The 26,534-nt window shown below is 64.9% G+C and carries 20 protein-coding genes; 10 read left to right on the top strand and 10 right to left on the bottom strand.

Going from position 1 to position 26,534, the window contains the following annotated elements; genetic code table 11:
- Nucleotides 1-6: 6 nt before the first annotated feature.
- Nucleotides 7-1,335, bottom strand: coding sequence for an aspartate aminotransferase family protein (locus tag ABD243_RS19175; protein ID WP_344367955.1), 1,329 nt, complete (start codon nucleotides 1,333-1,335; stop codon nucleotides 7-9).
- A gap of 125 nt (nucleotides 1,336-1,460) precedes the next feature.
- Between ABD243_RS19175 and ABD243_RS19180 the strand changes: the two genes are divergently transcribed.
- Nucleotides 1,461-3,008, top strand: coding sequence for a PucR family transcriptional regulator (locus ABD243_RS19180; RefSeq protein ID WP_344367956.1), 1,548 nt, complete (start codon nucleotides 1,461-1,463; stop codon nucleotides 3,006-3,008).
- Nucleotides 3,009-3,044: 36 nt separating this feature from the next.
- On the opposite strand, the gene ABD243_RS19185 is transcribed toward ABD243_RS19180, so the two are convergent.
- Complete coding sequence (locus tag ABD243_RS19185; protein WP_425547258.1) at nucleotides 3,045-4,541, bottom strand: CoA-acylating methylmalonate-semialdehyde dehydrogenase; 1,497 nt, start codon at nucleotides 4,539-4,541, stop codon at nucleotides 3,045-3,047.
- 634 nt (nucleotides 4,542-5,175) lie between these two features.
- Nucleotides 5,176-5,820: a TetR family transcriptional regulator C-terminal domain-containing protein gene (locus ABD243_RS19190; RefSeq protein WP_344367958.1), complete on the bottom strand. Its 645-nt coding sequence runs from the start codon at nucleotides 5,818-5,820 to the stop codon at nucleotides 5,176-5,178.
- Between the two features lie 111 nt (nucleotides 5,821-5,931).
- Between ABD243_RS19190 and ABD243_RS19195 the strand changes: the two genes are divergently transcribed.
- The 5 genes from ABD243_RS19195 to ABD243_RS19215 all read left to right on the top strand — a co-directional run bounded on the left by ABD243_RS19195 (nucleotide 5,932) and on the right by ABD243_RS19215 (nucleotide 15,311).
- Nucleotides 5,932-7,497 carry an APC family permease gene (locus ABD243_RS19195; protein WP_344367959.1) on the top strand — a complete coding sequence of 522 codons (1,566 nt, stop codon included), beginning with the start codon at nucleotides 5,932-5,934 and terminating at the stop codon, nucleotides 7,495-7,497.
- Nucleotides 7,498-8,409 carry a carbon-nitrogen hydrolase family protein gene (locus tag ABD243_RS19200; protein WP_344367960.1) on the top strand — a complete coding sequence of 304 codons (912 nt, stop codon included), beginning with the start codon at nucleotides 7,498-7,500 and terminating at the stop codon, nucleotides 8,407-8,409.
- A 198-nt stretch (nucleotides 8,410-8,607) separates the two neighbouring features.
- Nucleotides 8,608-10,245 carry an amidohydrolase gene (locus ABD243_RS19205; protein WP_344367962.1) on the top strand — a complete coding sequence of 546 codons (1,638 nt, stop codon included), beginning with the start codon at nucleotides 8,608-8,610 and terminating at the stop codon, nucleotides 10,243-10,245.
- Nucleotides 10,246-10,568: 323 nt separating this feature from the next.
- Nucleotides 10,569-13,829 carry an ATP-binding protein gene (locus tag ABD243_RS19210; RefSeq protein ID WP_344367965.1) on the top strand — a complete coding sequence of 1,087 codons (3,261 nt, stop codon included), beginning with the start codon at nucleotides 10,569-10,571 and terminating at the stop codon, nucleotides 13,827-13,829.
- Between the two features lie 75 nt (nucleotides 13,830-13,904).
- Nucleotides 13,905-15,311, top strand: a complete 1,407-nt coding sequence (locus ABD243_RS19215; RefSeq protein ID WP_344367966.1) for an FAD-binding oxidoreductase — start codon at nucleotides 13,905-13,907, stop codon at nucleotides 15,309-15,311.
- Nucleotides 15,312-15,595: 284 nt separating this feature from the next.
- Here the strand turns inward: ABD243_RS19215 and ppk2 are convergent, their stop codons facing one another.
- The 6 genes from ppk2 to ABD243_RS19245 all read right to left on the bottom strand — a co-directional run bounded on the left by ppk2 (nucleotide 15,596) and on the right by ABD243_RS19245 (nucleotide 20,877).
- Nucleotides 15,596-16,528 carry a polyphosphate kinase 2 gene (gene ppk2, locus ABD243_RS19220; RefSeq protein ID WP_116767416.1) on the bottom strand — a complete coding sequence of 311 codons (933 nt, stop codon included), beginning with the start codon at nucleotides 16,526-16,528 and terminating at the stop codon, nucleotides 15,596-15,598.
- 780 nt (nucleotides 16,529-17,308) lie between these two features.
- Nucleotides 17,309-18,076, bottom strand: coding sequence for an SCO1664 family protein (locus tag ABD243_RS19225; RefSeq protein WP_344367967.1), 768 nt, complete (start codon nucleotides 18,074-18,076; stop codon nucleotides 17,309-17,311).
- The gene (locus tag ABD243_RS19230) at nucleotides 18,076-18,642 is read right to left on the bottom strand and encodes a DUF3090 domain-containing protein (RefSeq protein WP_344367969.1); all 567 of its coding nucleotides are present in this window, start codon (nucleotides 18,640-18,642) and stop codon (nucleotides 18,076-18,078) included. The genes ABD243_RS19225 and ABD243_RS19230 overlap by 1 nt, the downstream gene beginning before the upstream one ends.
- Before the next feature lie 24 nt (nucleotides 18,643-18,666).
- Nucleotides 18,667-19,359 (bottom strand): histidine phosphatase family protein, encoded by a 693-nt coding sequence (locus ABD243_RS19235; protein ID WP_344367970.1) that lies wholly within the window; start codon nucleotides 19,357-19,359, stop codon nucleotides 18,667-18,669.
- 663 nt (nucleotides 19,360-20,022) lie between these two features.
- A complete protein-coding gene (locus ABD243_RS19240; RefSeq protein ID WP_344367972.1) occupies nucleotides 20,023-20,256 on the bottom strand; it encodes a hypothetical protein in 234 nt (77 codons plus the stop codon).
- Between the two features lie 141 nt (nucleotides 20,257-20,397).
- Nucleotides 20,398-20,877, bottom strand: coding sequence for a hypothetical protein (locus ABD243_RS19245; RefSeq protein ID WP_344367973.1), 480 nt, complete (start codon nucleotides 20,875-20,877; stop codon nucleotides 20,398-20,400).
- A gap of 999 nt (nucleotides 20,878-21,876) precedes the next feature.
- Between ABD243_RS19245 and ABD243_RS19250 the strand changes: the two genes are divergently transcribed.
- Nucleotides 21,877-22,527, top strand: coding sequence for a nucleotidyltransferase domain-containing protein (locus tag ABD243_RS19250; RefSeq protein ID WP_344367975.1), 651 nt, complete (start codon nucleotides 21,877-21,879; stop codon nucleotides 22,525-22,527).
- 284 nt (nucleotides 22,528-22,811) lie between these two features.
- On the opposite strand, the gene ABD243_RS19255 is transcribed toward ABD243_RS19250, so the two are convergent.
- Complete coding sequence (locus ABD243_RS19255; protein ID WP_344367976.1) at nucleotides 22,812-23,717, bottom strand: LysR family transcriptional regulator; 906 nt, start codon at nucleotides 23,715-23,717, stop codon at nucleotides 22,812-22,814.
- A gap of 146 nt (nucleotides 23,718-23,863) precedes the next feature.
- On the opposite strand from ABD243_RS19255, the gene ABD243_RS19260 reads away from it, so the two are divergent.
- The 3 genes from ABD243_RS19260 to ABD243_RS19270 are packed head-to-tail and all read left to right on the top strand — an operon-like array spanning nucleotide 23,864 to nucleotide 26,534.
- Nucleotides 23,864-24,892 (top strand): amidohydrolase family protein, encoded by a 1,029-nt coding sequence (locus ABD243_RS19260; protein ID WP_344367978.1) that lies wholly within the window; start codon nucleotides 23,864-23,866, stop codon nucleotides 24,890-24,892.
- Between the two features lie 11 nt (nucleotides 24,893-24,903).
- Entirely contained in the window at nucleotides 24,904-25,596 is a 693-nt protein-coding gene (ligK, locus tag ABD243_RS19265) for a 4-carboxy-4-hydroxy-2-oxoadipate aldolase/oxaloacetate decarboxylase (protein WP_344367980.1), read from the top strand.
- Nucleotides 25,596-26,534 carry an amidohydrolase family protein gene (locus tag ABD243_RS19270; protein WP_344367981.1) on the top strand — a complete coding sequence of 313 codons (939 nt, stop codon included), beginning with the start codon at nucleotides 25,596-25,598 and terminating at the stop codon, nucleotides 26,532-26,534. Before ligK ends, ABD243_RS19270 begins: the two co-directional genes overlap by 1 nt.

A 26,534-nucleotide genomic window follows, 5' to 3' on the forward strand; every position in this document is an offset into this window, starting at 1 on the left:
GTGGGACTAGTTCACTGCGGAGAGTGCTTCGTCGTAGATGTCCAGGGCCCTCCGGACTTCCTCGGGTGTGACGACTGCCGGCGGGACGACGTGGATGCGGTTGTCGGCGATGAAGGGCAAGAGCCCGCGGTTCAGGAGTTCAGCTTTGATGCGCCCCATGAAGGCGGGGGTGACGGGCTGGCGGGTCTGCTGGTCCTGGACGAGCTCGAGGGCCCAGAAGACGCCGCGTCCGCGGACTTCTCCGATGACCGGATGGCGGGCGGCGAGGGCGGCCAGGCCTGGCGTGAGGTGGTCGCGGCCGATGTGTGCGGCGTTTTCCACGATGTTGTCCTCTTCGAAGGCGTCGATGGAGGCGACGATGGAGGCGGCCGCGAGGGGGTGGCCGGAGTAGGTCAGTCCTCCGGGGAACACCCGCTCATCGAACGTGGCAGATATGTCTTCGGAGATGATGACACCGCCGACGGGGACGTAGCCTGAGTTGACGCCCTTGGCGAAGGTGATCAGGTCCGGCTTGACGTTGTAGGCGTCCAGGGCGAACCAGTCGCCGGTGCGGCCGAACCCTGCCATCACTTCGTCGAGGATCAGCATGATGCCGTGCTGGTCGCAGAGGGCGCGGACGCCTTCCAGGTACCCGGGCGGCGGGAGCAGGATGCCGGCGGTGCCGGGAACGGTTTCCAGGAGCACTGCCGCCACGGACTGCGGTCCCTCGAGTTCAATCGTCCGGCGCAGGTGCTGCAGCGCGCGCTCGGACTCCTGTTGCGGCGTCTCCGCCCAGAACTCAGAGCGGTACAGGTAGGGTCCGAAGACGTGGACGTGGCCGCGGGAGTATTCGTTGGGGATCCTCCGCCAGTCGCCGGTGGCCACGATGGCCGCTCCCGTGTTGCCGTGGTAGGACCGGTACCGGGAGATCACCTTGTCCCGTCCGGTGTGCAGGCGTGCCATGCGGATGGCGTTCTCGTTGGCGTCGGCGCCGCCGTTGGTGAAGAAGATCTTGTTCATGCCTGCCGGTGCGTGGGCCAGGATCCGCTCAGCGGCCAGCCCGCGGGTGTGGTTGGCGTGGGCCGGGGCAACGGTGACCAGGGCGTCGGCCTGCTCCTTGATCGCCTCGATCACGCGGGGGTGCTGGTGCCCGATGTTCGTGTTGACCAGCTGGCTGGAGAAATCCAGGTAGGTCCGGCCGTCATGGTCCCAGACAGTGCTCCCCGAACCGCCGGCAATGACCATCGGATTCAGGGCTTTTTGTGCCGACCACGAGTGGAAGACATTCGCCCGGTCCAGGGCGATCACGTCCGAGTTGGTGATAGGTGCGGCTAGAGCGGTCCGGCTGTGGGCCATGATGGTTCCTCTCGGGGACGGTGTAGTGCGTTCCCCTTCATAGTCCGCCGCAACATCCAGTCATGTCCTTGTACATTTTTATACTCGTGGCTATGAGTTTCGACGATCCGGCAGGGGTGGCCTAAGTGCTGCCCACCATTACCGCCCTGCTGCACACCCGGGCCCTGAATCTGCGGCTCGTGGTCCCCGACCCGGCCAGTCCGGCATTGGACGCGCCTGTGTCCTGGGTGCACAGTTCGGATCTGGATGACCCGACGCCGTTTCTAGACCCGGGACAGTTGCTGCTGACCGACGGGACGCAGTTCCCGTTCAGCGAAGCGGCCGCCGACGCATACGGCAGCTACGTCAGGCGCCTGGTGGACCACGGAATCTGTGGCCTGGGCTTTGCCACCCAGGTGATCCATGGAGTGCTTCCGGAAGGACTGGTAGCGGCCTGCCGCGAGCAGGGCCTGCCTCTGCTGGAGGTGCCGGACCGCACGCCGTTCATTGCCGTTATCCGCACCGTGGCGGACTGGCTGGCCAAGGAGCAGAACGCCAGGTCCGAGTGGTCACTCCAGGCGCAGCGGGCCATCGCCCGGGCGGCCCTGCGCCCGGACGGGCTGCGGTCGATACTTGCCGAGCTGGAGCGGCAGCTTCATTGCTGGGTTGCCCTGTTTGATGCAGCGGGAAACCACCTCCTGATGCCCAACAGCCGCCCGGTGCCGTCGGATCTGATGCCGGCGGTCCGGGAAGCCGTACTGCGCGCACTGGAGCAGGGCAACAGGTCCGTGGCCCAGCTGACGGTGGAAGACCAGCAGGTCACCCTGCAGACCCTCGGCCGGCGGCACAGTCTCAGGGGGGTCCTGGCCCTGGGCGCCATCGAGCCGCTGGATCCGGCCCGCACAGACATCATCAACAGTGTGATCGCCTTGGCCAGCCTCGCGCTGGAGCAGGCGCGGACACTGGACACGGCGCGCAGGCACCTGCGCTCGGGCGTGTTTGAGCAGATGCTCTCCGGAAACACCGAGGTGGCCGCGCGGACGGCACGGCAGGTGTGGGGAAAGCTGCCCGGCGAACCGGTCATCGTGACGGTGGCCCAGCCGCCGCGGCAGGGACAAAACCTGCTCGAGGCCCTCGAACTGCTTTCCGATGACCACCGCGGCGCGGTCTTCTACGCACAGCGGGGCGAAAAGGTCGTCGTGCTTGCCAATCCGGTGCACCAACAGAAGGTGGAGGCGGTCCTGGGAAGATATGGCGCCAGGGCCGGGACGTCGGCAGAGACTGCCTTTGATGGCCTGCTGCGGGGCGTGAAGGAAGGCGAGAAGGCCCTGGCCAGGGCGACCGAGTTGTCACGGGCGGTGGTCACCTTCGCGGATATTGCCGGTGGCGGCATGCTTGGGCTGCTCCCGCGGGAGGAAGCTGAATCGGTGGCACGCCGGCTCGTGGATCCACTGGTGAAGCACGACGACGTGGAACAGTCACAGCTGCTGCCGACAGTTGCTGCGTGGCTGGCCAATAACTGTGTCTGGGACCGTACCGCGCGCCAGTTGGGCGTGCACCGGCACACGTTGCGGAACAGGGTTGCGGCTGCGGGCAGCATCCTGGGTCTGAACCTGGACGGGCTGCGGGACCGGCTGGAACTGTTCACGGCGCTCCAGTTCCTGGAGATAGACGAGGGGCACCCGGAGCGCTGAACGCGCCGCGTGCCCCTCAGTCGGTGACGCCGGGACTCAGTTCTGGGGGAAGCCCAGGTTGATTCCGCCGTGGCTGGGGTCGAGCCAGCGGGACGTGATCGCTTTTTCCTGGGTGAAGAACTGGAAGCCCTGGATGCCGTAGGCTTTGGCGCTTCCAAAGATGGAGGCCTTGAACCCTCCGAAGGAGTAGTAGGCCACCGGGACGGGGATGGGCACGTTAATGCCCACCATGCCCACCTGGACTTCATTCTGGAAGCGGCGGGCCGCGCCGCCGTCGTTGGTGAAGATAGCTGTTCCGTTGCCGAATGCGCCGGAGTTGATCAGTTCCAGGCCCTCTTCGTAGGAGCTGACGCGGACCACGGACAGGACCGGCCCGAAGATCTCCTCCTGGTAGACGCGCGAGGTCACCGGCACGTCGTCGATCAGCGTCGGGCCGAGCCAGAAGCCGTTCTCGTCGCCGTCGACCTTGATGTTCCGGCCGTCCACCACGACTTTGGCGCCGTCGGTCTCGGCAAGGTCTATGTAGGAGGCGACCTTGTCCCGGTGCTGCCGGGTGACCAGGGGGCCCATGTCGCAGTTCCTGCGTCCGTCACCGATCTTGAGCGCGGCCATGCGGGAGGTGATCTTTTCGATCAGCTGGTCCGCCACCGGTTCCACGGCGACAATCACGCTGATGGCCATGCACCGCTCCCCCGCCGAGCCGAATCCTGCGTTGATGGCCGCGTCGGCGGTGAGCTCGAGATCGGCATCCGGGAGAACGAGCATGTGGTTCTTCGCGCCGCCCAAGGCTTGGACGCGCTTTCCGTGGCGGGCCGCGGATTCGTGGATGTACCGGGCGATGGGGGTGGAACCGACGAAGGAGATCGCCTTGACGTCCGGGTGCTCCAGCAGTCCGTCCACGGCTTCCTTATCGCCGTGCAGGACGTTGAAGACACCCTCCGGAAGGCCGGCTTCGGTGAAGAGCGCAGCGAGCCAGTTGGCAGCGGACGGGTCTTTCTCGCTGGGCTTCAGGACAACAGTGTTGCCTGCCGCGATAGCGATGGGGAAGAACCAGAGCGGCACCATGGCCGGGAAGTTGAACGGGCTGATGATGCCCACGACGCCCAGCGGTGACTTGGTGGAGTAGACATCTACGCCGCTGGAGACGTTCTCGGAGTGCTCGCCCTTGATCAGGTGCGGGAAGCCGGTGGCCAGCTCGACGACTTCCAGGCCGCGGGTGATTTCGCCGAGGGCGTCGGAAACCACTTTGCCGTGCTCCGAGGTGATGATCCCGGCCAGTTCGCCCTTTCGCTCATTGAGCAGCTCCCGGAACCGGAAGATGATCTGCTGGCGCCTGGTGATGGACAGGTCCCGCCATGCGGGGAATGCCTTGTGGGCCGAGGAGATTGCCGCCTCGATGTCCGCGGCGGAGCCGAGCCCGACCAGCTTTGACTCCTTGCCGAGGGCAGGATCAAACACCGGGGCCGTACGGTCGCCCGACGAGGGCATCTCCTGTCCGCCGACAAAGTGCGGGACAACCTGCAGTTCGTTGATATCAGACACAGTCTTCTCTTTCTACGGTGCGGAGGCGATGGAAATCATCTGTTGCCACCGTAAGCGCCCGCCCGCGCAGGAAGTGCTATACAAATGTCCATCACGGAGAACACCGCTTACCAAAGGTCCAAGCACCGACCGGTCCGCCACCGCCTCAGCGTAGGGCCCGGTTCTCCGAGGGATCGAATCAGGCGCCCTATGCGAATGGACGTAGTCGTATCCGATCCCCGCGTCCCTAGACCTGCTCTGAACGGCCGTGGGCGCGCCAGCCGCCGCCGTCGAGGATGCGCCAGTTCACGTTCGGCACTCGTGCGCCTGTCGTGGTCCCAGACCGGTCCTCGCTGTTCCGCAAACGCTAGGTGGAGTCTTATTGGCGGGACCGAACCCGCACCTGGTTGGCGAACGCCGCTGAGCGAGCTGGTGGTGAACGGTGCAGCCCCGCCAACCCCATTGGCAGGGCGCGAACGGCACCTCCAACAAATTCCGGCCCGATCACCCGCATTGGCATTAGATGCATCCCTGGACGGGGCGCTGGATGCATGGAAGCCCGTGGCCGCGACTGAAGGGGCCTTCGTCTCCTTCACCAGAGATGGGACGATGTTCGACTGCTTGTGTCGGCGACCCGATCCGGCCGCTATTGGCCGGGATGGGAGAAGGTGAGGCTTGCGATGTGGTCGAGGAGCGTGTCGCGGTCGAGGCCCAGAAGGGCCGAGGCGAGACTGGCGACCAGATCAAGCACGTCCTCGCTGCTGGCGGTGCCGGCCAGTACATCCATGACCAGGCCGTCTTCCTGGGCCACCAAAGTCCGCGCAATCTTCGCAGGTTGCAGGACCGGAAAGAACTCACCGGCCTGCATCCCGTCGGCAATGATTCGTTCATACGTCGCTTGCTGGGTACGGGTGAGTTCCGCTTGGATCCGTCGGTGTTCCAGGTCCCGGAGCGAATGGGTCCAGTATTCGTAGAGTATCCGGGACGCGTCGTCGTCCAGTCCCGCAGTGGTGCCTGCGCTGATGACGGCGGCGAGCCTGACGGTGGGACTCATGGCGGGGTCCGCTGCCTCCGCCAGTCGCGCGAGGAACCGGTCGGATGAGGCCTGGACGGCCGCCGCGGTGATCTCCGCAAGGCTTCCGTAGTAGTACAGGACCGCGTTGGCGGCCATGCCCGCCTCCGCCGCAATCGCCCGCAGTGTCGCAGCCTCCGCGCCGTCCCGGGCCGCAACGGCCTGTGCTGCTGCCGCAATCTCCCTGCGGCGCACTTCCCTCTTGCTGAGATCTGCCATTGCCATTCCTCCCCCTGGCCCAATGCCTATTGACAACGAGTCTAGACCGGTATTGAATGGCATTCAAATTTGAATGTGATTCAAATAACTTTGATTCGATAAGGAGTCTCCGTGTCACATCCCCTTCCACCCCCCGCCGCTCCGCCCGCCACCCCTCCGGCAGCCACCCTTCCGGCCGCCGCTGCGACCAAGGGACTGAAGGCCGGCTCGATTGGCATCGGCCCCACCGTGGCGCTGGGTCTAGCCGCCGTGGCCCCCGCGTACAGCCTGGCCGTCACCCTGGGCTTCGTTGTCCTGGCGGTCGGGTCGAGCACTCCCGCCGCATTCCTTCTGGGCTTCGTGCCTATCCTTTTCACGGCCTTCGCATTCCGGGACCTCAATCGGGAAATGCCTGACTGCGGCGGGGTTTTCGTGTGGATCTCACGGGTCTTCGGCCCGTGGTCGGGCTGGTTCTTCGGAGGCTGGGTCCCCCAGATTGCCACCTTCATCTCCAGCGCGGCCCTGGCACAGGTTGCCACGACGTATCTTCTGACCTTTCTGGGGCTTGGCTGGGCCGCCTCGCAACCGGTCATCGTCGCGGCCATCGCGTGCGGGCTGATCGCCATGAGCGGCGTCGTGGCGGCGCGGGGAATCGAACTCTCCGCTTGGCTTCAATACGCGCTCATTGCCTTGCAACTGCTTGCCCTGGGCGGTTTCTGCATTGGCGCCTTTACCGCCATGGCCGCCGGCACCGCGGCGGCGGGCGCCGAGCGGCCACGGCTGGACTGGTTCAACCCCTTTGCCTCCGGAGATCTCTCCGGCCTGGTCCACGGCGTCATCCTGTGCCTGTTCATCTACTGGGGCTGGGACGCGCTGATAGCGGTCAATGAGGAAACAACCGACCGCAAGGGAACACCCGGGCGGGCCGTGGTCATCACGACGGTGATCCTGCTGTTCTTCTACGTCGTGACCGCGACGGCAGCCGTCGGATTTGCCGGAACCGCCGGCATCACGGATCCCGCAACCGTCTCGGACGTCCTGTCCGTGCTCGGCCCCCAAGCCACCGGCGGCCTCTTCGGGCAGGTCATCATCCTCGCCGTGGGCACCTCGGCATTGGCGGCGCTGATGACCGTCGCGATCAGCAACCCCCGGTCCTGGCTCAGCATGGGCACGTACGGCGCACTGCCCGCCGCCACCACGAAGATGCATCCCTCCAGGGGGACACCCACCACGTCAATCATCTGGTGGGCGCTCCTCAGCATTGCCGTAACGGTCGTCCTGACAGCGATCAGCGCCGACTTCATCGGCCTGGCCATTCTCTCCGTCGGCCTGATGATCGCCGCCTACTACGCCGCGACGGCGCTGGCCTGCGTGGTGTACTTCGCTCCCCAGATGCGCACCTCCGCCTCCGCCCTTGTGGTCAAGGGCATCCTCCCGGGCATGGGCGCCCTCCTGATGACTGGAGCCTTTGCGTACACCGCCGTCGACATGCTGTCCCCCGACTACGCCGGTCTCTCCTGGCTCGGCATCGGAAGCGTGTTCTGGATCGGCATCGGCGCCCTCGCCCTCGGCGTCCTGGTCATCGCCATCATCCGGCCCGGTCTCCGGCCGTACTTTGCCGGACAAACCATCCCCCGCGGAACCTTCTCCACCCGACACGAACTGCCATCCATCCTGAGCAGCGAAACCGAGGCATAAATGCGCGTCCTGTCCATTGCAGCAATCCAGACCAAACCCGTACCCTACGACGTCGAAGCAACCTGGCAACGCTTCGCCGCCCAGGCCGAAACGGCCAAGGACCTTGGCCCCGAGGTCGACATCATCGTCGCCCCCGAACTTCTGCTCGCAGCGCCCGGAGAATTCCTGGTCCCGGACCCTGAGGCCGAAACCCGGTCCGCCGGGCCCATCCCCAGCGCGCTCACCGACCGGATCGCGGACCTGGCCCGCCGTCTGGGGGTCTGGCTCGTGCCCGGATCCCTGCTGGAAACCGACGGCGGGAACACCTACAACACGGCAATCGCCGTTTCCCCCGACGGCGAGATCGTGGCCCGGTACCGGAAGCTCTTTCCCTGGCGCCCCTTCGAAACAACGACGCCGGGCGACTCGTTCGTGACCTTCGACATCCCCGGCCGGGGACGCGTAGGCCTCGCCATCTGCTTCGATGGAAGCTTTCCCGAGGTCGCCCGGCAACTGGCATGGCTCGGAGCCGAGGTCATCATCCAGCCCACCCTCACCACAACCCGGGACAGGGCGATGGAAATCGTGATGTCACAGGCCAACGCCTTCGCAAACCAGATCTACGTCGTGAACGTCAACGGCGCCGACCCGTCAGCCGTCGGGGAGAGCGTGATTGTGGACCCGGAGGGCACCATCATGCAGCAGGCCAGAGGAGGCGAGGAAATCCTCTTCGGCGTCCTGGACCTCGACCGGGTCACACAGGTCCGCCGCTACGGAACCCACGGCATCAATCGGCCATGGGCTCAGCTCCACGACCAGGAAGGAATCCTGCGCTACCCGATGTACGGCGGCGCACATTTCCAGCCCCCGGCGTGGAGCACCCCGGACCCGGACGGTTCACGCGTGAACCAGCTCAGCCCCTCAACGGCCTGACCGCTTTTCCACGGCCGCGCCCCACCACCACAACGAGTGCGTACCTCCGGTCCCGGAGGTACGCACTCGTTGCCAGAAACGACCATCGCCGGCACGATCTCATCCGCACCCGCCAGCTGTCGGTCGCTGTGAAGCGGTGTGACCCTTGCCGCCAACGTTCTAGGCGCGTGCGCAACATTCAAGATCAGGGGAAGTCTGATGCCCAATAACCTCAAATCCGCGGACACTGTCATCGTTAATGCCAGGGTGCACACCCTCGATGCACGACAACCATCTGTTAGCACAATCGCCATCGCGAACGGCAGGATCCTCGCCTCTGGCGGCAACCACCTTCTTGGTGAGCACCGGGGTCCACGAACACGAGTGCACGATGCCAAGGGCCAAACCATCACGCCGGGACTCATCGACGGGCACATCCACCCCATCCAGGGTTCGGAAATCACGGTCGGTGTCGATTTCGGCCCAGTGTCAACGTTTGCCGGTTTCCTCGCCGTCCTGCGCACCGAAGCACTTCGAGTGCTTTCGGAGGATTCGAAGGGGTGGGTCCGCGGATGGAACCTTGATTACGGCGTCTTTGAAGGCAGACGAATATCCGCTGACCTGATTGAGGAGTCGGTCTACGGCCTCCCGACGTACATTCTGCTCTTTGACCTTCACACCGCACTGGCGAGCAAAGAAGCTCTGGGACTGAGTGGCATCACGGGAGGTCGCCGGTTTTGCGACAATTCAGAGATAGTTGTTGACGACGCCGGGAACCCCACAGGGGAACTGCGGGAAGCCACCGCCTACGACTTGGTTGGAGCCGTCGCGCCGGCTCTTTCTGCAGCGCAGGCCGTTGAGAGGGCACGGGAGCTGATCTCCTGCTTGTCGAGAACCGGCATTACCTCAGGAACGATCATGGATGGTGACCTTGCTTCGCTCGATTTCATCGACGAGATCGATAGCACCGGATCGGGGCTGCCGGTCAGGCTGGTTTCCGCACTCGAGCATCGGCCCGGCCTGACTGCTGAAGAAGCCCGGCCCTACGTCCTGTCAAGGGATCGACGGGGTCGCCGTTGGCGCGGCGGGCTCGTAAAACTCTTCCTGGATGGTGTTATCGATACGGGAACCGGCTGGCTCTATGAACCGGACACGTTGGGCGGCGGACTGAGATCATTCTGGCCCGATCCGGCTGAGTATGCGGCAACCGTCAAACAATATGGCGACGCAGGATTTCAGATCGCGACGCACGCTATCGGTGATCGTGCCATTGGTGCTGCGATCGACGCATACGTCTCGGCCGGCGTGCGGTCCCGGCGGGGAGCCCCGCACCGGATTGAGCATCTGGAGTGCCTTGCGGACAGGGACCTCGCACGCCTGTCCACGGCAGGAATCACCGCATCGATGCAGCCCCTGCACATGCAATGGCGAAAGCCGGACGGATCCGACTCATGGTCCAGCCGCCTGGGGACCGAGCGATCGAAACGGGCCTGGAGGATCCGTGACGTCATAGATTCAGGTGCTCCCGTCGCGTTGGGCTCGGATTGGCCGGTGGCTCAATACGACGCACGCATCGGCATGGCATGGGCCCGCCTGCGTCGCATCCCGGGCCAGACTGATGCGCCTGTCTTTGAGTCTTCACAAAGGTTGACGGCGCTCGAAGCGCTCAAGGGCTTCTCGGTCTGGGCCGCCGAGGCCCAAGGAGACTATGACCAGGGAACCATCCGGCCCGGGAACAAGGCCGATCTCGCGATATGGGCCGATGATCCCCTTCTGGTTTCCGCCGACGACCTTATTGACCTCCCGATCGAATCGACCTGGGTGGATGGAGAAAGTGTCTTCAGCCGCCAAGAATAGGCCGACGCCACCGCCCTATGGTGCCGCCAACAACCACAGACGGACTCTCTTTCCGCGCTCCATCCCAGCCCGACACCCACAGGCGTTCACCCCTGACCTGACAGGACGCGCTGCAAACCAATCCCTAACCTGCGCGGTTCCCACGCTGTCTCATCACAGTCGACCCAAACTGCTGAATCGAGCCGGATGGGGGCGATTGGCTGCTGTGGTTCTGGTGGTTTGCTTGCTGGTGATGGGCCGCTCACAGAGTGCGCCAAGGCAGCGATCGTGTGGGAAATTACTTTGTTCGACAACACCGGTTGGCGAGCGGATACTGAAGAACCATGAAGCCTACCCAATGCGGGTTGCGCATCCAGCTTCTCGGCTCGTTCATCGTGTACGTCAACGGGAACGCCGTCGAGAACAGCCACTGGCGGCTGCAGAAGGCAAAGGCCGTAGTGGCGATGCTGGCGTTGGCGCGTGGTCAGCGTGGCCGTCGCGAGCAGGTACTGGACCACCTGTGGCCTGACATGGAGCCGGTGGCCGCCGCACGGAATCTGCATCAGACCCTGTACGTCGCTCGCCGTACGCTCGCTGGAGCAGGCCGCGACGGGCTGCTCGCCATCCGCGGTGAAGTGGTCGTGCTGGATGACACGGGCCCGGTCGATGTCGATGTCCTGCAGTTCGAGCGTTCGGCCGTGGCAGCGTTGGCTGCCGGTGTCGAGGCAAGCCTGCGCGATGCGGCCGACTTGTACAGTGGTGATCTTCTGCCGGATCTGCCGGATGCGGATTGGCTGACGACACGCCGCGATGAGCTCCGGGAAATCCATCGCGAGGTACTGGTGAAACTGGCGTCCACGGTCGCGCAGCGCGCACCGGAGGAAGCGTTGGTCATCCTCACCCATGCCCTCGAATCCGATCCCCTCCACGAGGGAGCCGTGCGCGCGCAGATGGTGGTGCTGGCTGGAATGGGCCGGCGGTCGGAAGCATTGGCACGATATGAGCGGCTGGTCGACGAACTCCTCGACGCATTCGGGACCGACCCGGACACCCGGACAATGGGACTGTTTCGCGAGTTGTTGACCGGCTCGCCGCCCGAGGAGCGCCTCCACCAGCCCGCCGGCGTGAACGGCGAAGACGATGCCATCGGTTATCTGCCATCCCCGTTGACAAGCTTCATCGGGCGCGAGCGTGAGCTCGTTGACGTCGAGCGGCTGATGGGCCATGCTCGCCTGCTCACCCTCACCGGGGCAGGCGGCAGCGGCAAGACCAGGCTGGCCTTGGAGGCCGCGAAGACAGTTCGTCCTGAGTACGTGGACGGAGTCTGGTTCGTCGACCTCGCGGCCGTTGGGGAATCGCTGCTGGTGGCCGATGCCGTAGCCGAGGTCCTCGGGTTGGATTCCGGCGCGGCACCAAGCCGCGTGCAAGCGCTGGTCGACCAACTGCGGCGACGCTCGCTGCTCCTCGTGCTGGACAACTGCGAACACCTGCTCGCGGCCTGTGCGCAACTCGTCGTCATGCTACTTGACGGATGCCCTGGGGTTAAAGTGCTGGCCACCAGCCGGGAGCCACTCCATGCCGACGGGGAGTACACCTACCGGGTGCCGTCATTGCCCCTGCCCTCGGCCCTGCGGACCGACGCTCTCGACCTGGCCGTGCTGGGCCGTCTGCCCTCTGTCCGGCTTTTCGTTGAGCGGGCAGCGCAGGTCCGCCCGGGTTTCGCGCTCGATGCCGACAATGCGCAGGGGGTGACAGAGTTGTGCCGACGGCTCGACGGGATGCCGCTGGCCCTGGAATTGGCCGCGGCCAGAACCGCCGTACTCGAACCCGCCGAGATCGTCCAGAGATTGGGCGATGCTTTGTCCATGCTCGGCGGGGGAACCAGCGGCGTCACACGGCACCAGACGCTGCGTGGCACCTTGGAATGGAGCCACGAACTGCTCACCAAACCGGAGCAGGTTCTGCTGCGCCGGCTGTCTGTGTTCGCGGGTGGTTTCACCCTCGACGCTGTGGTATCGGTCTGCGCTGACGCGCCCCTCCAGCAAATCGAACTGCTCGACCTGTTGGCCAAGTTGGTGGACAAGTCTTTGGTGGTCGCGGAAAGGAGGGGCGCCGGGACCCGATACCGGCAATTGGAGACGGTCCGCCAGTTTGGCCACGAGAATCTCGATCATGCAGGTGAGGCCGCTCAACTGGCGGCTGCGCATTGCGCCTACTTCCTTGCCGTCGCCGAATCCCACAATCCCGAACGGGCCACCGGGGTGGTCATCGAACAGCCGAAGGTGCTCGACCGCGAGCACGACAACCTGCGCGCTGCGTTGCGCTGGTCGTGCGCCCACGAGCCCGAGACCGCGCTCCGGCTCGCCGCCAGCCTGTGGCGGTTCTGGTTCGTCCGCGGTCACGCGGTCGAGGGAGCACGGTGGGTCGAGCGTGCCTTGGCGGTGGCTCCCGACTCGACCCGGCCTCGGGCGGCCGCTCTGATCGGCCTGACCGGGCTGGACAGCCGGCAGGGCCGCAGCGATCGGCATCGGGCGCTCGGCGCGGAGGCCCTGGCAATTATGCGGGAGATCGGCAACCCCGACGAGGTGGCGATGGCCCGGCTCATTGAGACCTCGCTCGCCTGGAGCACTTTCGACTTGGACGAGGCCGAACAGCTGGCAGCCGACGTCCACACCGAGGCAGTCGAGGGTGGCAGACCCGAACATGCCGCTGCCAGCAGTTGGCTGCTCGGCCAGTGCGCGTTGTCCCGGGAGGACGGACCACTCGCCGCCCGTCACCTAAACACCTGCATGAGCGAACTCGCACAGTCTGAGACCAGCACTCCACCCTTCCTGCCGGTGATCACGCCCAGCCTGCAACTGGTCCCGATCGCCGGACGGTTGGTCCCCTGCGTCGAGGAGACCCTGCTGTTGGGCCGGCGGGTTGGCGTCATCCAAGCCAAAGGCTACGTGCTGTCCGCGATCGGCTACGCGGCCAGGCTTTCGATGGACACGCAGTCTGCGATATCCGTCATCACGGATGCAGCCGAACATTTCGCCGAGTTAGGAGATGACCTGGCTAGGGCGCAAACACTTCACCAACTTGGCTGCATTCTGCGCGACTGTGGCGACCACGGCGCGGCCGATGAGACCCTGTCCTTGGCGCGGGAGCTTCGGCTCGGCCTGGGCGACCGACGCGGCGAGCTGCTGACGGAGATTAATATCGCCCTGCTGCGCGCCATGGGTGGTGATATCGCCCGCGGCCTGACAGACGCTCGGCGTTGCCTTTCGGGGTTCGAGTCCGCGGGAGATCAGGTGGGGATGGGCGCCACGCTGACCATTCTCGGTGCCGCCGAACTGATCTCCGGGGAGGTCCGGGCAGCGCGGGAAATGTACAGGCGGGCAGCGGAAAGGCTCGACCCGTGGCGGCGACACACTGGCTGGCAACGGTTGATGGTGGCAGAGCTATCCAACGAGCTCGGCGACCCGCATCGGGCGGCCCGCGAAATTGACAGGGCTGGAGCGATTTTCGACCGAACGAGATGCGTCATCGCCGGTCAGCGGCTCGCTGCACTGCGTAGGCGGGGCTCGGATGATGATGTTGAGACGGCGTTGAGTTCTCGTTGAGGACGGTTCACTAGCGTTATTCCTGGATCTGGCAAATAGGTCTGACAAACAAACAGCAATCAGGAGGAACGCATCGTGACAACGACGCAGACTGGGCCGACCCGCATCGGCGAGGCCACCATCGCCGAGTTCGCCGCCGGCCTGCGCGGCAAGGTCGTCCGGCCAGGGGACGCGGACTACGACCGCGAACGCAGCATCTGGAACGGGGCGCACGACCGCCGCCCGACGCTCATCGCACGCTGTGCGGGTGTGGCAGATGTGATCCGCACGGTCGATCTCGCGCGCAGCGAGGGGTTGCCGTTGTCGGTTCGCGGCGGTGGCCATTCGATCCCCGGGTTTTCCACCGTCGACGACGGTATCGTGCTGGACCTTTCGCTGATGAAGGGGGTCCAGGTAGACCCTGCCCGCCGCCGCGTGGCGGCACAGGCAGGGTGTACCTGGAAAGACGTGGATGCAGAGACACAGCAATTCGGGCTTGCGGTGACCGGTGGCCTGGTGTCCTCGACCGGCATCGCCGGCTTCACCACCGGCGGCGGCATCGGCTGGCTCGTGCGCAAGCACGGGCTGGCCAGCGACAACATGGTCGGCGCCGACGTCGTCACCGCTGACGGGCAGTTTATTCACGCCAGTGCCGACGAGCACCCCGATTTGTTCTGGGGACTGCGCGGCGGCGGCGGCAATTTCGGTGTGGTGACGTCCTTCGACTATCAGTTGCACGAAGTGGGGCCCATCGTCCTTTCCGGCCTGGTTTTCTACCCCGCAGAAGAGGCGGAGCAGGTGTTGCACGGCTATCGGGCGGCCTGCGCGGCGGCCCCCGATGAGCTGACCACGCTGGTCAACATGACCACGGCACCGCCGGTCCCGTTCCTGCCAGAATCGGTGCACGGCAAGCCAGTCATCGCTGTGGGAGGGTGCTGGTCCGGCGATCTCGATGCCGGCGAGGCCGCCACCGCGCCCTTCCGGTCATTGGGCACGGTCATCGCCGATGTGTTCGGGGCCAACCCGTACGCGGGGTGGCAACAGGCGCTCGATCCGCTGTACCCGCGGGGCGTGCACAACTATTTCCGCTCGGCATTTCTTCGCGCCGCCGACGACGCGTCCGTGCGCGTGCTGTTGGACTCGTTTGCCGCATTTCCCAACGCCATGACGGAGATTCACCTGCACCACCTTGGCGGCGCTGTCGGCCGGGTTCCGGCCGAAGCAACGGCCTTCGCACTCCGCGACCAGGAATTCGTCATCAATGTTATTGCGCGCACGCCGACGGCGGAAGGCTTCGCGGATGTCGTCGAATGGGCCCGGGGCGTGACGTCCGCGCTCGGTCCGGATGTGGCGGCCTACGTGAATTTCACAGGTGAAGCGAATACGGCGCTCGTCCGGGCGTCGTACCCGGCGGACACATACCGGCGGCTCGTGGAACTAAAGAACGAATTCGACCCCACCAATCTATTCCGGTTGAACCAGAACATCGCCCCCACGGTGTGACAGCACTGCCTGCGTGAGAAGTGGATGATCGACCGAGGATCGGGAAGCAACCTGACAGCCCGCGCCCCTAACCTGAAGTTGCGTGAGTTGAGGCAGGAAGATCCCCGGGTTTCCGGGGATCTTCCTGCCGGTCTCGTGGGAAGCAGGCAAGGAGCGAGCCACAAGGCAGCAACGGCAGGAAACTCACTCCGGTCTGGACAACGTGCGCGCCGCCCGATCGCTATGCGGGCGATGTTTGGGAGCCTCGCAAACGCTATGCGGGTTCCCGCGAATAGCTGGCCGGCTCAGTCGCCGACGGCCTCGCGGCCGCGTCGCACGATGAGCGGGTCGGCGTCGTGGACTACCGAGGTGTCTTTGCCGTCGTAGTCGAACTGGTTGAGGAAGAAGCGCATGGCGTTGATCCGCCCCCGCTTCTTGTCGTTGGACTTGATCGTGATCCACGGAGCATGGTCCGTGTCGGTGCGCAGGAACGTCTCCTGCTTGGCCGCCGTGTACTCTTCCCACCGGTCCAGAGAAGCCAGGTCCATCGGCGAGAGCTTCCAGCGCCGCACGGGATCGATCTGCCGGATCGCGAAGCGGGTGCGCTGCTCATGCCGGGTCACCGAGAACCAGAACTTGGTCAGGTGAATGCCGGAGTCCACCAGCATCCTCTCGAAGAGAGGTGCCTGAACCATAAACGTCTCGTACTCCTCTTCCGAGCAGAAGGCCATGACCCGTTCGACATTCGCCCGGTTGTACCAGGAGCGGTCAAACATCACGATCTCCCCGGCCGAGGGCAGGTGCTGGATGTAGCGCTGGAAATACCACTGGCCCTGTTCACGGTCGGAGGGTTTGGCCAGCGCCACCGCCCGGGCCGAGCGGGGATTCAAGTGCTCGGTGAAGCGCTTGATCGTTCCGCCCTTGCCGGCCGCATCCCGGCCCTCGAAGACGATCACATGCCGGTGCTCCTGGTCCTGGCCCCAGTACTGGAATTTCAGCAGCTCAACCTGCAGCCGGTATTTCTCCAGCTCGTAGTCCTCACGGGACATCCGTTCCTCGTATGGGTAGCCCTCCCGCCACGTCTCCACGGCCGAACCGCCGGGATCGATCAGTTCCGGGTCCTCGCCCTGTCCGCCGCGCACCGAGTAACCGAGCTCAACGAGATGGTCTATGGCGTGGCGCAGATTGTCCCTGACCCACGATTGGTCCCCTGGTGTCCACTGCGCGGCCTGCGACATCCGACTCTCCTTCCGGCCTCGACCAACCGTGACGGCATTCTAACAGGGCGACCCGTCGAGCCGAAGGACACCGCCGGAACACCTTGCCTTCGGTTTCCGCAGAGAACACCGCGTGATGCCGACGACTTGTCCGCGGAGGCAACCCGCACGGCAAACGGGCACGCCGTTCCGGGCACCGTGTCCGGAAGGGATGCCAGCGAGGGCCGGCGCCTCCGGCGCCCCTGGAAGCCATGGCGAGGCAGATCGTCTGGTAGCCGCCGGGGTCGCGGTCCACGGTTCAGCGATCAGCTTCATCCCGTCAAACATCGGGTCGGCGTCAATCAAACTCGAAGAACGCCGACAGCATGTCGACCCGTTCCGAGGCTCGGGCCGTCCGACGCCGGGAATGACCGACGACGGCGACCGGCGCCCTGACTTCCGGTCAATCGCGCCCGACCATCACCATTGATACCCAGGGCTGGGGATGCGCCAGAGCATTCCCATGGCCGATTCGGCCATGACCGTCAAGAACAAGACGCACCAACCCGATCCGCGGGCCAGGGTGCGCACAATGTACACATCCTAATTTCGCCATCCCAACTCCCCTCCACCGGACTCCCGGTGACGGTTGATGTCACTCCCGTCGCCCAAACCTTCGGAAGAGAGGGTTGCCGGCCGGGGGCCTGGCTCTTAGGAAGTTCGCCAGCCGAGCTCGCGCGCAGGAATGATGAGCTCCGTTGCTACCTTAAGCTCCATGCCATCAACGTGACACGGCCTGCGAAGCCCGTAGCCGTAGTTCCCTTAGAACAGCGGCCATGGCACCGCCGACATCTCACCGCTCGGCGCCGGAAACCGCCCTGCCAAGCGCAACCGGGCGCAGCGCGCGGCGAGCGATGCAATTTCCTCGGCGCTGAGCAACTCCGCCAGGTCTCGGCCCAGCCCACCGTGCAGTCCCTCGCTCACACGATCTATGCCGTCGCGTTCCTCGGCGGTCAGAGCGTCTCCCAGCCATCCCCACAGCACCGTGCGCAGCTTGTGGTCACGGTGAAAGGTGAGCCCATGGTCCACGCCGTACCGGTGCCCGTCCGTCATGGCAAGAATGTGGTCGCCTTTGCGGTCGGCATTGTTGACGACCAGGTCGAACACCGCCATGCGTCTGAGCGCTGGCGAGTCTTCGTGAACGAGGGCGACCATCCGTCCTTCCTCATCCCGTCCCTCGAGAACCTGTTTCCAGCCCGTCTCGGGCACGTGGTCCGTCGCGACCAGGTCCACAGCATTCTGGGCCGGGTCCTGCTCCTGCCAGAGCTGCACCATTCCTTCACCCATCGGACCATCGCGCAGCCAGGTCTGCGGCACGACGTCCCAGCCGAAGACCTGCGAGACCAGGTAGGCGGCCACCTCCCGGTAAGCCAGACTGCCATCGGGAAAATCCCACAGCGGACTTTCGCCTGCTATCGGCTTATAGACGACCACCACGTCGCCGATGCTGCCCAGAAATGTCGCGTTCGAAGCCGTTGTGATGCGGCCGGTGAGCGTCAGAGCGGCGGTCAGTAGGTCCGGCGCTGGCATCAGACCTCGGGAAGGGTGCAGATGTGCCCGTCGGCGTCTATGGGGTAACCGCAGAGCGGGCACGTCGGACGCCCGGCGCCCACGATCTCACGGGTGCGCTTGGCGAAGGCGCGGGCGGTGCCGACCGGCATTCGTACCAGCAGCATTTCGGGCTCGTTAGCGCCGTCCTCATCAAGCGATTCATCATCGTCATCGTCATCGTCACTAGCATCGACATCGGTGATGGGGTAGGCCTCTATTACGACCTGGGCCGTGGTTGGGTCCCAACCCAGGCTGATGGCGCCGGTGCGAAACTGCTCCTGAACGGCCTCGAGCTGGTCATTGTCGACAAGTTCAATGGGAGTACTCGTGGGAACGCTGAAGGGGTTGCCCTCGACGGTGATGAGCTGGTCGAGAATGTCGTCGATCTTCTCCGCGAGCAGAGCCGACTGCTGCTTCTCCAGGGCAATACTCACCATCTGCGTCCCTGCGCGCACCTGCAGGTAGAAGGTGCGCGCCCCCGGAAGGCCAATGGTGCCAACGACGACCCGATCAGGCCAGGCAAACTCGTGAACACGTGTAGGCATGTCAGTATTTTAGGCACATGGGGTTCATGGCGCCTTTTGCCCTGCACCGCCGCCCACCGGCGCGTCGCCAGAGTGGATGCCGTTCGAGAGCCACGACAGATCACCCGCGTCGGTGTTGGTCGCGTAGACGCTCGGCCGACTAGCACCGTAGCGCACGATCGATACGGAGGCGGGGCCCACGTTAATACGCTGGAACAGGTCAAGGTGCATGCCGAGCGCGTCGGCGAGGATTGACTTGATGATGTCACCGTGACTCACTGCCACCCACACGGCCCCTGGCCCGTACTCGGCTTCGAAGGCTGCATCGTGGCGTCGAATCGCTGCCACCGACCGAGCCTGCATCGCGGCCATGGATTCGCCGCCGGGAAAGACGACGGCGGACGGTTGCGACTGCACAACCGGCCACAAATCCTCGGTCGCGAGATCACTGAGCCTGCGGCCCTGCCACTGGCCGTAATCGCACTCGGTGAGATCGAGATCGACCGGCGCGTACGGCGTGCCAGCCTGGCGATCGAGGATCAGCCGGGCGGTCTGCTGACAACGCTCAAGAGGGCTCGACACCACCCCGACCACGGGCACGGCCGCGAGCCGGTCTCCGGTCAGAGCCGCCTGGTCCCGCCCGATCTGGTCCAGGCTGACGCCGACGGCCCGACCGGCCAGCAGTCCAGTGGCATTGGCTGTGGTGCGGCCGTGCCGCACGAGAATAACTGTCGCCATCCACCCACCCTAACCACCCGCTCGATGACGGTGTGAACCGTACCTGGTCGCGCGCCGAACATGCAGACGGCGATGACGGCGAAAATAATGGCGGCGGCGGGTTAAGAGGTGGGAAGACCGTGGCAGCAAGGCCTACCAATTTCTACAACCCGCCGACGAAGCCAGCCCGCCAACCGACTGGCCAGGCTCACCGGCCTCATGATCAGCTCCGGATCAAGCCACCCCTCCTGCACGTACCGTCATCCCAAGGCCGCACCGTCAGGGGGAAATGGCTGTGCCGGCTGCCGGTTCGGCTGAGGTTGGAAGAATCCGCCGTCTAACCGGGGCGGCGAAGCGGGGAGCCTTGTCCGGCGCGGGTCCTTTAAGGGCGGAAGGGCCGGCTCACCGCTGACGCATACAGAAGAGCCCCCAACCGTCCGGGGATGATCCCGGATAGTTGGGGTCTTTCGTTGGTTCCTCTGGGAAGGTGCGGGGGGAACCGGCCCACCCCCAATAAATAGTTACCTGGGGCCACTTCCTAATCGCCACGCTAGCCATGTCCGACGGCCACGGCAACTGGTAGGGCGGTCCAGTCCAGCCGCCGTGGCAACGTAATTCCAGAGTCGTCTGCACGGCCACTACAGGTCCCTAACGGGAACCCTCAGCAGAACTCAGCAGAACATTTCAGTCGGCAGTCGGCTCCTCGTCGTTAGCGACAGCCTCGATCCAATCCACCGCCTCGTCGGAAAGCTGGGGACCGACTGCTGATTCGCCAGCCCACCACTCAGAATCGGTCGTGCCGCCCGTAACTGCCATGATGTCGGCGATTACATTCGGCAGCAGCGGTTCGCCGTTGTGCTCAATGAGCCAGTCGCGTGATTCCGCATCGACCAGAGGCCACCACTCGAAGATGTTCATCAACGCAGTATTGCACCGACGAAATCGTGCGCACACAGTCCGCAGTGGGACTAACTCCGGCGGAGGCACCGGTCAACGAGCGCGGCCAGCCCCGATAGCGACGCCCCAGGGGTCTCCCGTTGGGGATCGTGCAACGGGCGGTCAGGCCGGGTTAGCTGCAGAATTCGAGGCAAGGACGTCTTTGCGGATTGCCCAACGGCCGATGGCTGCCGCTGCGCCAACAGTGGCCCATGGGATCAGCAGCCAGGGTTGCCAGCCGAAGCCCAAGACGCTTCCCAGCAGCCAGAACACGAGGGTGGGCACCGCGAAAAAGGCCCCGATGTGGATCCTCTGATTCCGGACCGGGCCCAAAAGATAGGCCAACACCCAGGCCAATGGCGCCGCAACCACCAAAGAACCTCCGAAGCCATACAAAATCACCATGCCCAAAAAGCCCCACACGTGGCCGGCGTCAGCGCCGTCCCGCGCGGCGGGTACGCCATAGCCTCCCGCAACCAGGAGCAGTAGCAGGCCCACCCAGAGCGAGGTGGCGATGAGCCAGCCCTTGATGAACGCGTACGCATCCAGGACCACCCTGTGTGACCGAACTGCCTGCGGCTGCGCCGCATCCCCCAATGCCATGGGCTTAGCCTACCGATGCGCAAAAGCTTCCCGCCCGTGCCGAGCGTGCGGCCGTCCGATAATGGATCCTGTTACGGCAACCCTTTTCGTGTAAGTCTTTGCCGTAGTCCCGAGGAAGTAGGGTCAAGGCTGGAGGCTAGGCTCGTCAGCCGCAGTACTACAGGGAGATCTGCTGGACCGCGCTCGCTATGAACCCCAGAGTGTTGATCAATGCCAGTGTGGCTATGCCATACCCAACGGCCAGGGCAGCAAAGGCTAGCCCGCGGCCTCGTTCGCCTCTCAGTGAGATCTGATTGAGGGCAACGTGTCCTGGCCCCACTGCAAATACAGCGAGAACCGCGACGCCAAATACCCAGAATCCTGATGCAGCGATGGCGGCGAAAATGATGGCCGCAACGGCCAGTTTGTTCAGTCGAGCAGTTGACGTGCGAGCCGGCACCATAGGCGTACTCATTTCGGTTCCACCAACCTCGTTAGTACCAGCGAGTCTAGCTGGCCCCGCCCGCAGACAGAACGGATCCGAAGCGTTCCGTTTCGGGAACCTGCTGCGGGATGGACACGTCCGGCTCTCCTTCGAGCTCGCGCAGTTCGAAGGCCGAGCACATAGGTGGCCCAGGGGAACTCACCCTAGATCCCAGTGAGGAACTGACTGCAGCCGTCGAAGTACTCCGAGACTTGCTGTCCGCCCGAAAATTGTGAGCCTCCGGGCGTAGTCGCCACTACTGAGGCAGACTCTCATGGGGCGGCTACTCCCGGCCCGTCTTTACCCGTGCATGCCAGTTAGTGCAGGCCCTCATTGGATTAGGGACCTCCCATGTACGCCCCAACCGCGCACGGGGGTGTCCTCGAAGAATGTCATCAGCCGACTCCCTTGATCTGCTCTGATCACTCACATTCACCCCGGATCTCCCCGCGGTCGTCGGCGTTATGCGCACTCCTGCGGTCTCGATCCCATTACCACCTCGACAAACCGCCGCCGTCGGCGGGTAGCCTTGGTTCATGGCCTCATCCGCACCCACCCTCGCGACGCGCTGGGATCCGCTGACCCCGCGCGCCGCTGCCGAGCTGCTCGGTCTGTCATCGGCGCGCTGGTGGCTCTCCGGCGGGGTGGCACTCGACCACTGGCTCGGCACGAGCACTCGCGAGCACCAAAATACCGATGTCAGCACGACGGCTGCCGACCTGCCCCGGCTGGTGCACGACATTCCGGCGCCGTTTAGCGCTTGGGTTCCGTCAGGCGACGGCGTGATCCCCTGGGCAACGGCCGATATGGATGCCGATCTGCAGCCGGTCCGTATCCACGACGACGCGACGGGCGCATGGGTACTGCAGATCGACGTCGAGGACGGCACGGATCGCGTCTGGGTCTACCGCCGAGATCCGCGACTGCAGCTGCCGTGGGATCGTGCCGTGATCGACGTCGACGGGATCCCGACCGGGGCGCCCGAGGTGCAGCTGGTCTGGAAGGCGCTGCGTCCCCGCCCGGAGGACGACGCCGACAAGGATGCGGTGCTACCGGAGCTCTCAGACGAAGCCCGCGCCTGGTGGGAGCACGCGATTCTGACGATCCACCCGCACTCGTCGTGGTCGATCCACGTGCGTAGCCCGTTCGCTCCGGGTAAGGCCAGCTGGAACAGGACGAAACGCTAGCCTCCCGCTTGAGCCCGCCGGCGATGGGAGCCCTGACTTACCCTGCCTATGCAGTGTCGATGAGGTGGCCTAGGACCCAGCCGATTCACAAGAGCGAGTCGTGGCATCCTCCTCCCAGGTCATGCTGCCCGTGCCGTGGATAACAGCCGCCTTCACTAAAAGAACCTCACAATCTCTAGGTCGACTGGCGACGCCGGGTCGCACGGTCCCCACAGATCTCTTCAGTCGCGCCGACGCAGCATGAAGGGCCCGTCCGATCTTGAGACGACCGCAGACAGTAGCCACTACGACCTGTATTCATCCGCCGCAACCGCATCAAGCACCAGCGAGCGGAACCATCGCTGCGCCTGGGAGAGGCTGGCCTCGCGCCGCGTGTACAACTCCACCGGTGTGCTCTGCCCGGACCAGGGCAGCTCGGCGATGCGAAGGCGGGGGAACCAGCCACAGAACACCCCCGCTACATGTCGAGGCAGCAGGACGACCAGATCCGTTGCCTCGAGTACGGCGGGCACGGTGCCGTATTCCTCCATGGTCAGCACGACCTGGGACATCAGGTCGTGTTCGGTCAGCGTCTGCACGGGATACACGTGCCCGCCCCGGGCGGAGACCCGCACAAAGCGCCGCCCTGCGAACATGTCAGGCCCTGTCGCGGGCAGCGGATGCGCCCCGGACGACAGCGCCACGTATTCGACCGAACGCACGTGCGTCCGCCACAGCCGCGGCGTGGTGATCCGCGACACTGTCAGTGCCAGATCGACGGTTCCGCGGATCAGACCGCCCTCGACCTCGTCCGAATCGAGACGTTCCACCTGAAGCCGCGGATCGGCGCCGACCCGACTGAGGGCGGTCATGATCGGCGGGAGGAAGGTCTGCTCGCCGATCGAGGTGAGTCCGAGGACGAGTTCGCCGCTGAATCCGGTCGGCTCGAACACCTCCGATCCGATGACGGTTGCGTCTATCTGTGCCAGGGCGTTGTGTAGGGGCCCAAACAGTTGCGTCGCCTTCGCGGTCGGCACCATGTCGTTCCCCTCCCGACGGAAGAGCTCGTCGCCGAACCGTTCCCTGAGCCGCTTCAGGGAGTAGCTGACCGTGGGCTGTGTTACGTGCAGCCGGCCGGCGGCGGCCGTGACGCTGCGCAGCTCGTACAGCGTGACGAATGTCCGGATCAGGTTCAGGTCGGTGAACGTCATCTCATAGATCCCATCTATGGCTCTGTCTTTGCATATCTATTGGATCACAGTGGCCCACATCCCCTAAAGTCAGTTTTAGGCAGCACCGATTCAACAACGTGCAGCTGCTCTCGCACCGCTTACACTCAGTGACAAGGACGACACGCGTGATTATCGACATCCACGGCCACTACACCACAGCTCCAGCGCAGCTCGGAGCCTGGCGTGACCTGCAGATCGCTTTTACTGAAGGACGCGCGGACGCTCCTGATCCCGAGACCCTGCGCATCAGCGATGACGACATCCGTGAGACCATCGAGGCCAACCAGCTCAAGCTCATGAACGAGCGCGGCAGCGACGTCACCGTATTCAGCCCTCGTGCCTCGTTCATGGCGCACCACATCGGAGACCTCGCTGTGAGCGAGACCTGGGCCCGGATCTGCAACGACCTGTGCGCCCGCGTCAGCGAGCTCTACCCCGAACGCTTCCTGATGGGGGCGATGCTCCCCCAGTCCCCCGGTGCGGATCCCGCGACGAGCGTTGCCGAGCTTACTCGCGCCGTCGAGGAACTCGGCGCCGTCACCGTGAACCTCAACCCCGACCCGTCCGGCGGCAACTGGACGTCCCCGCCGCTGACCGATCGCTCGTGGTACCCGATATACGAGAAACTCGTCGAGTACGAGATCCCGGCCATGGTGCACGTCAGCACGTCGTGCAACCCGGCCTTCCACACGACCGGAGCGCACTACCTCAACGCCGACACCACCGCGTTCATGCAACTGCTCCAGGGCGACCTGTTCCGCGACTTCCCCGAGCTTAAGCTCGTAATCCCCCACGGCGGCGGCGCCGTTCCCTACCACTGGGGGCGCTTCCGCGGACTCGCAATGGCGCTGGGCAAGCCCGTGCTCGAGGAGCACCTGCTGAACAACGTGTTCTTCGACACCTGCGTGTACCACCAGCCCGGCATCGACCTTCTCACCAACGTCATCCCCACCGAGAACATCCTCTTCGCGAGCGAAATGATCGGCGCCGTGCGCGACATCGACCCGCGCAGCGGACACTACTTCGACGACACCAAGCGGTACGTCGACGCCACCACGAACCTGAACGACGCGCAGCGCGCGCAGGTGTTCGAAGCCAACGCCCGCCGTGTCTACCCACGGCTTGACCGCGCCCTCACTGCGCGCGGACTCTGAGAGGACCATCCATGCGACTGAACAACCTCGGCATCGTCCGCACCAACATCGAACGGCCGGATCCCACGGACGTCGAACGGCTTTCGCAGTTCGGCGTCGCCACCATCCACGAGGCGATGGGTCGAGTCGGGCTCCTGCGTCCCTACATCAGGCCGGCCTACACCGGCGCCAAGCTCTGTGGTCCGGCAGTGACCGTGCTGCTGCAGCCCGGTGACAACTGGATGTTCCACGTCGCGGCCGAGCAGGTGCAGGAGGGCGATGTGATCGTCGCCGGCTGCACCACCGAAAGCGAGGACGGCTTCTTCGGCGAACTGCTCGCCACCTCACTGACCGCCCGCGGCTGCAAGGGCCTGGTGATCGACGGCGGTGTCCGCGACGTCGCCGATCTGGAGAAGATGGACTTCCCGGTGTTCTCCCGCGCTGTCAACGCCAAGGGCACGGTCAAAGCCACCCTCGGATCGGTGAACATCCCCGTAGTGGTCGCGAACGCCGTGGTGAACCCGGGCGATGTGGTCGTGGCCGACGTCGACGGCGTCGTGGTTGTCCCGCGCGAGCTGGTCGGAGCGGTGGCAGACGCCAGCCAGAAGCGCGAGGATAACGAGGAAGCCAAACGCGCAAAATTCCGCGAGGGCGTCTTGGGCCTGGACATCTACGGCATGCGCGAGCCTCTCGCCAAGGCCGGCCTGGAATACGTGGAGAACTGATGATGACACACGGCGACACCACCGGAGATTTCGAGAAGTCGGAGGGCTGGCTCGACTGGTACGACGGGCCGAGCACCCCGACGTTCCGGCTCCCAGAGGGCTCTGTAGACGCCCACTGCCACGTGTTTGGGCCGGGCGGGCAGTTCCCCTACGCACCCCAGCGCAAGTACACCCCGTGCGACGCCTCGGCAGACCAGCTGTTCGCCTTGCGAGACCATCTGGGCTTCGACCGCAACGTCATCGTGCAAGCGACATGCCACGGTTCCGACAACCGAGCCCTGGTCGACGCATTGCAGCGCAGCGCAGGTCGCGCCCGCGGCGTTGCGACCGTCCGCCGTGACGTGACCGACGAGCAACTCGCCGAGCTGCATGAGGCCGGGGTACGGGGCGTCCGGTTCAACTTCGTCAAACGCCTGGTCGACCGCGTGCCCACCGACTCGCTCGAGGAGATCGTGGCCAAGATCTCGCCACTCGGATGGCACGTTGTGATCTACTTCGAGGCCGAGGACCTGCCCGAGCTGTACGACTTCTTCTCGTCGATCCCGACCGACGTGGTCGTCGATCACATGGGACGGCCCGACGTGACCAAGGACCCGGACGGTCCCGAGTTCGAGCTGTTCCTGCGGTTCATGCGTGAGAACACCAACGTGTGGACCAAGGTCTCCTGCCCCGAGCGTCTGTCCGTCACCGGACCTCGCGCTCTCGACGGCGAGCAGCACGCCTACCGCGACGTCGTGCCGTTCGCCCGCCGCGTGGTCGAGGAGTTCCCCGACCGCGTCCTCTGGGGAACCGACTGGCCGCACCCCAACCTCAAGGACCACATGCCCGACGACGGGCTGCTGGTCGACTACATCCCACAGATCGCGACGACGCCCGAGCTCCAGCAGAAGCTGCTCGTGGACAACCCGCGCCGCCTCTACTGGCCCGAAGGAGCATGA

The sequence above is a fragment of the Arthrobacter humicola genome (assembly GCF_039531445.1).
Taxonomy (GTDB): Bacteria; Actinomycetota; Actinomycetes; order Actinomycetales; family Micrococcaceae; genus Arthrobacter; species Arthrobacter humicola.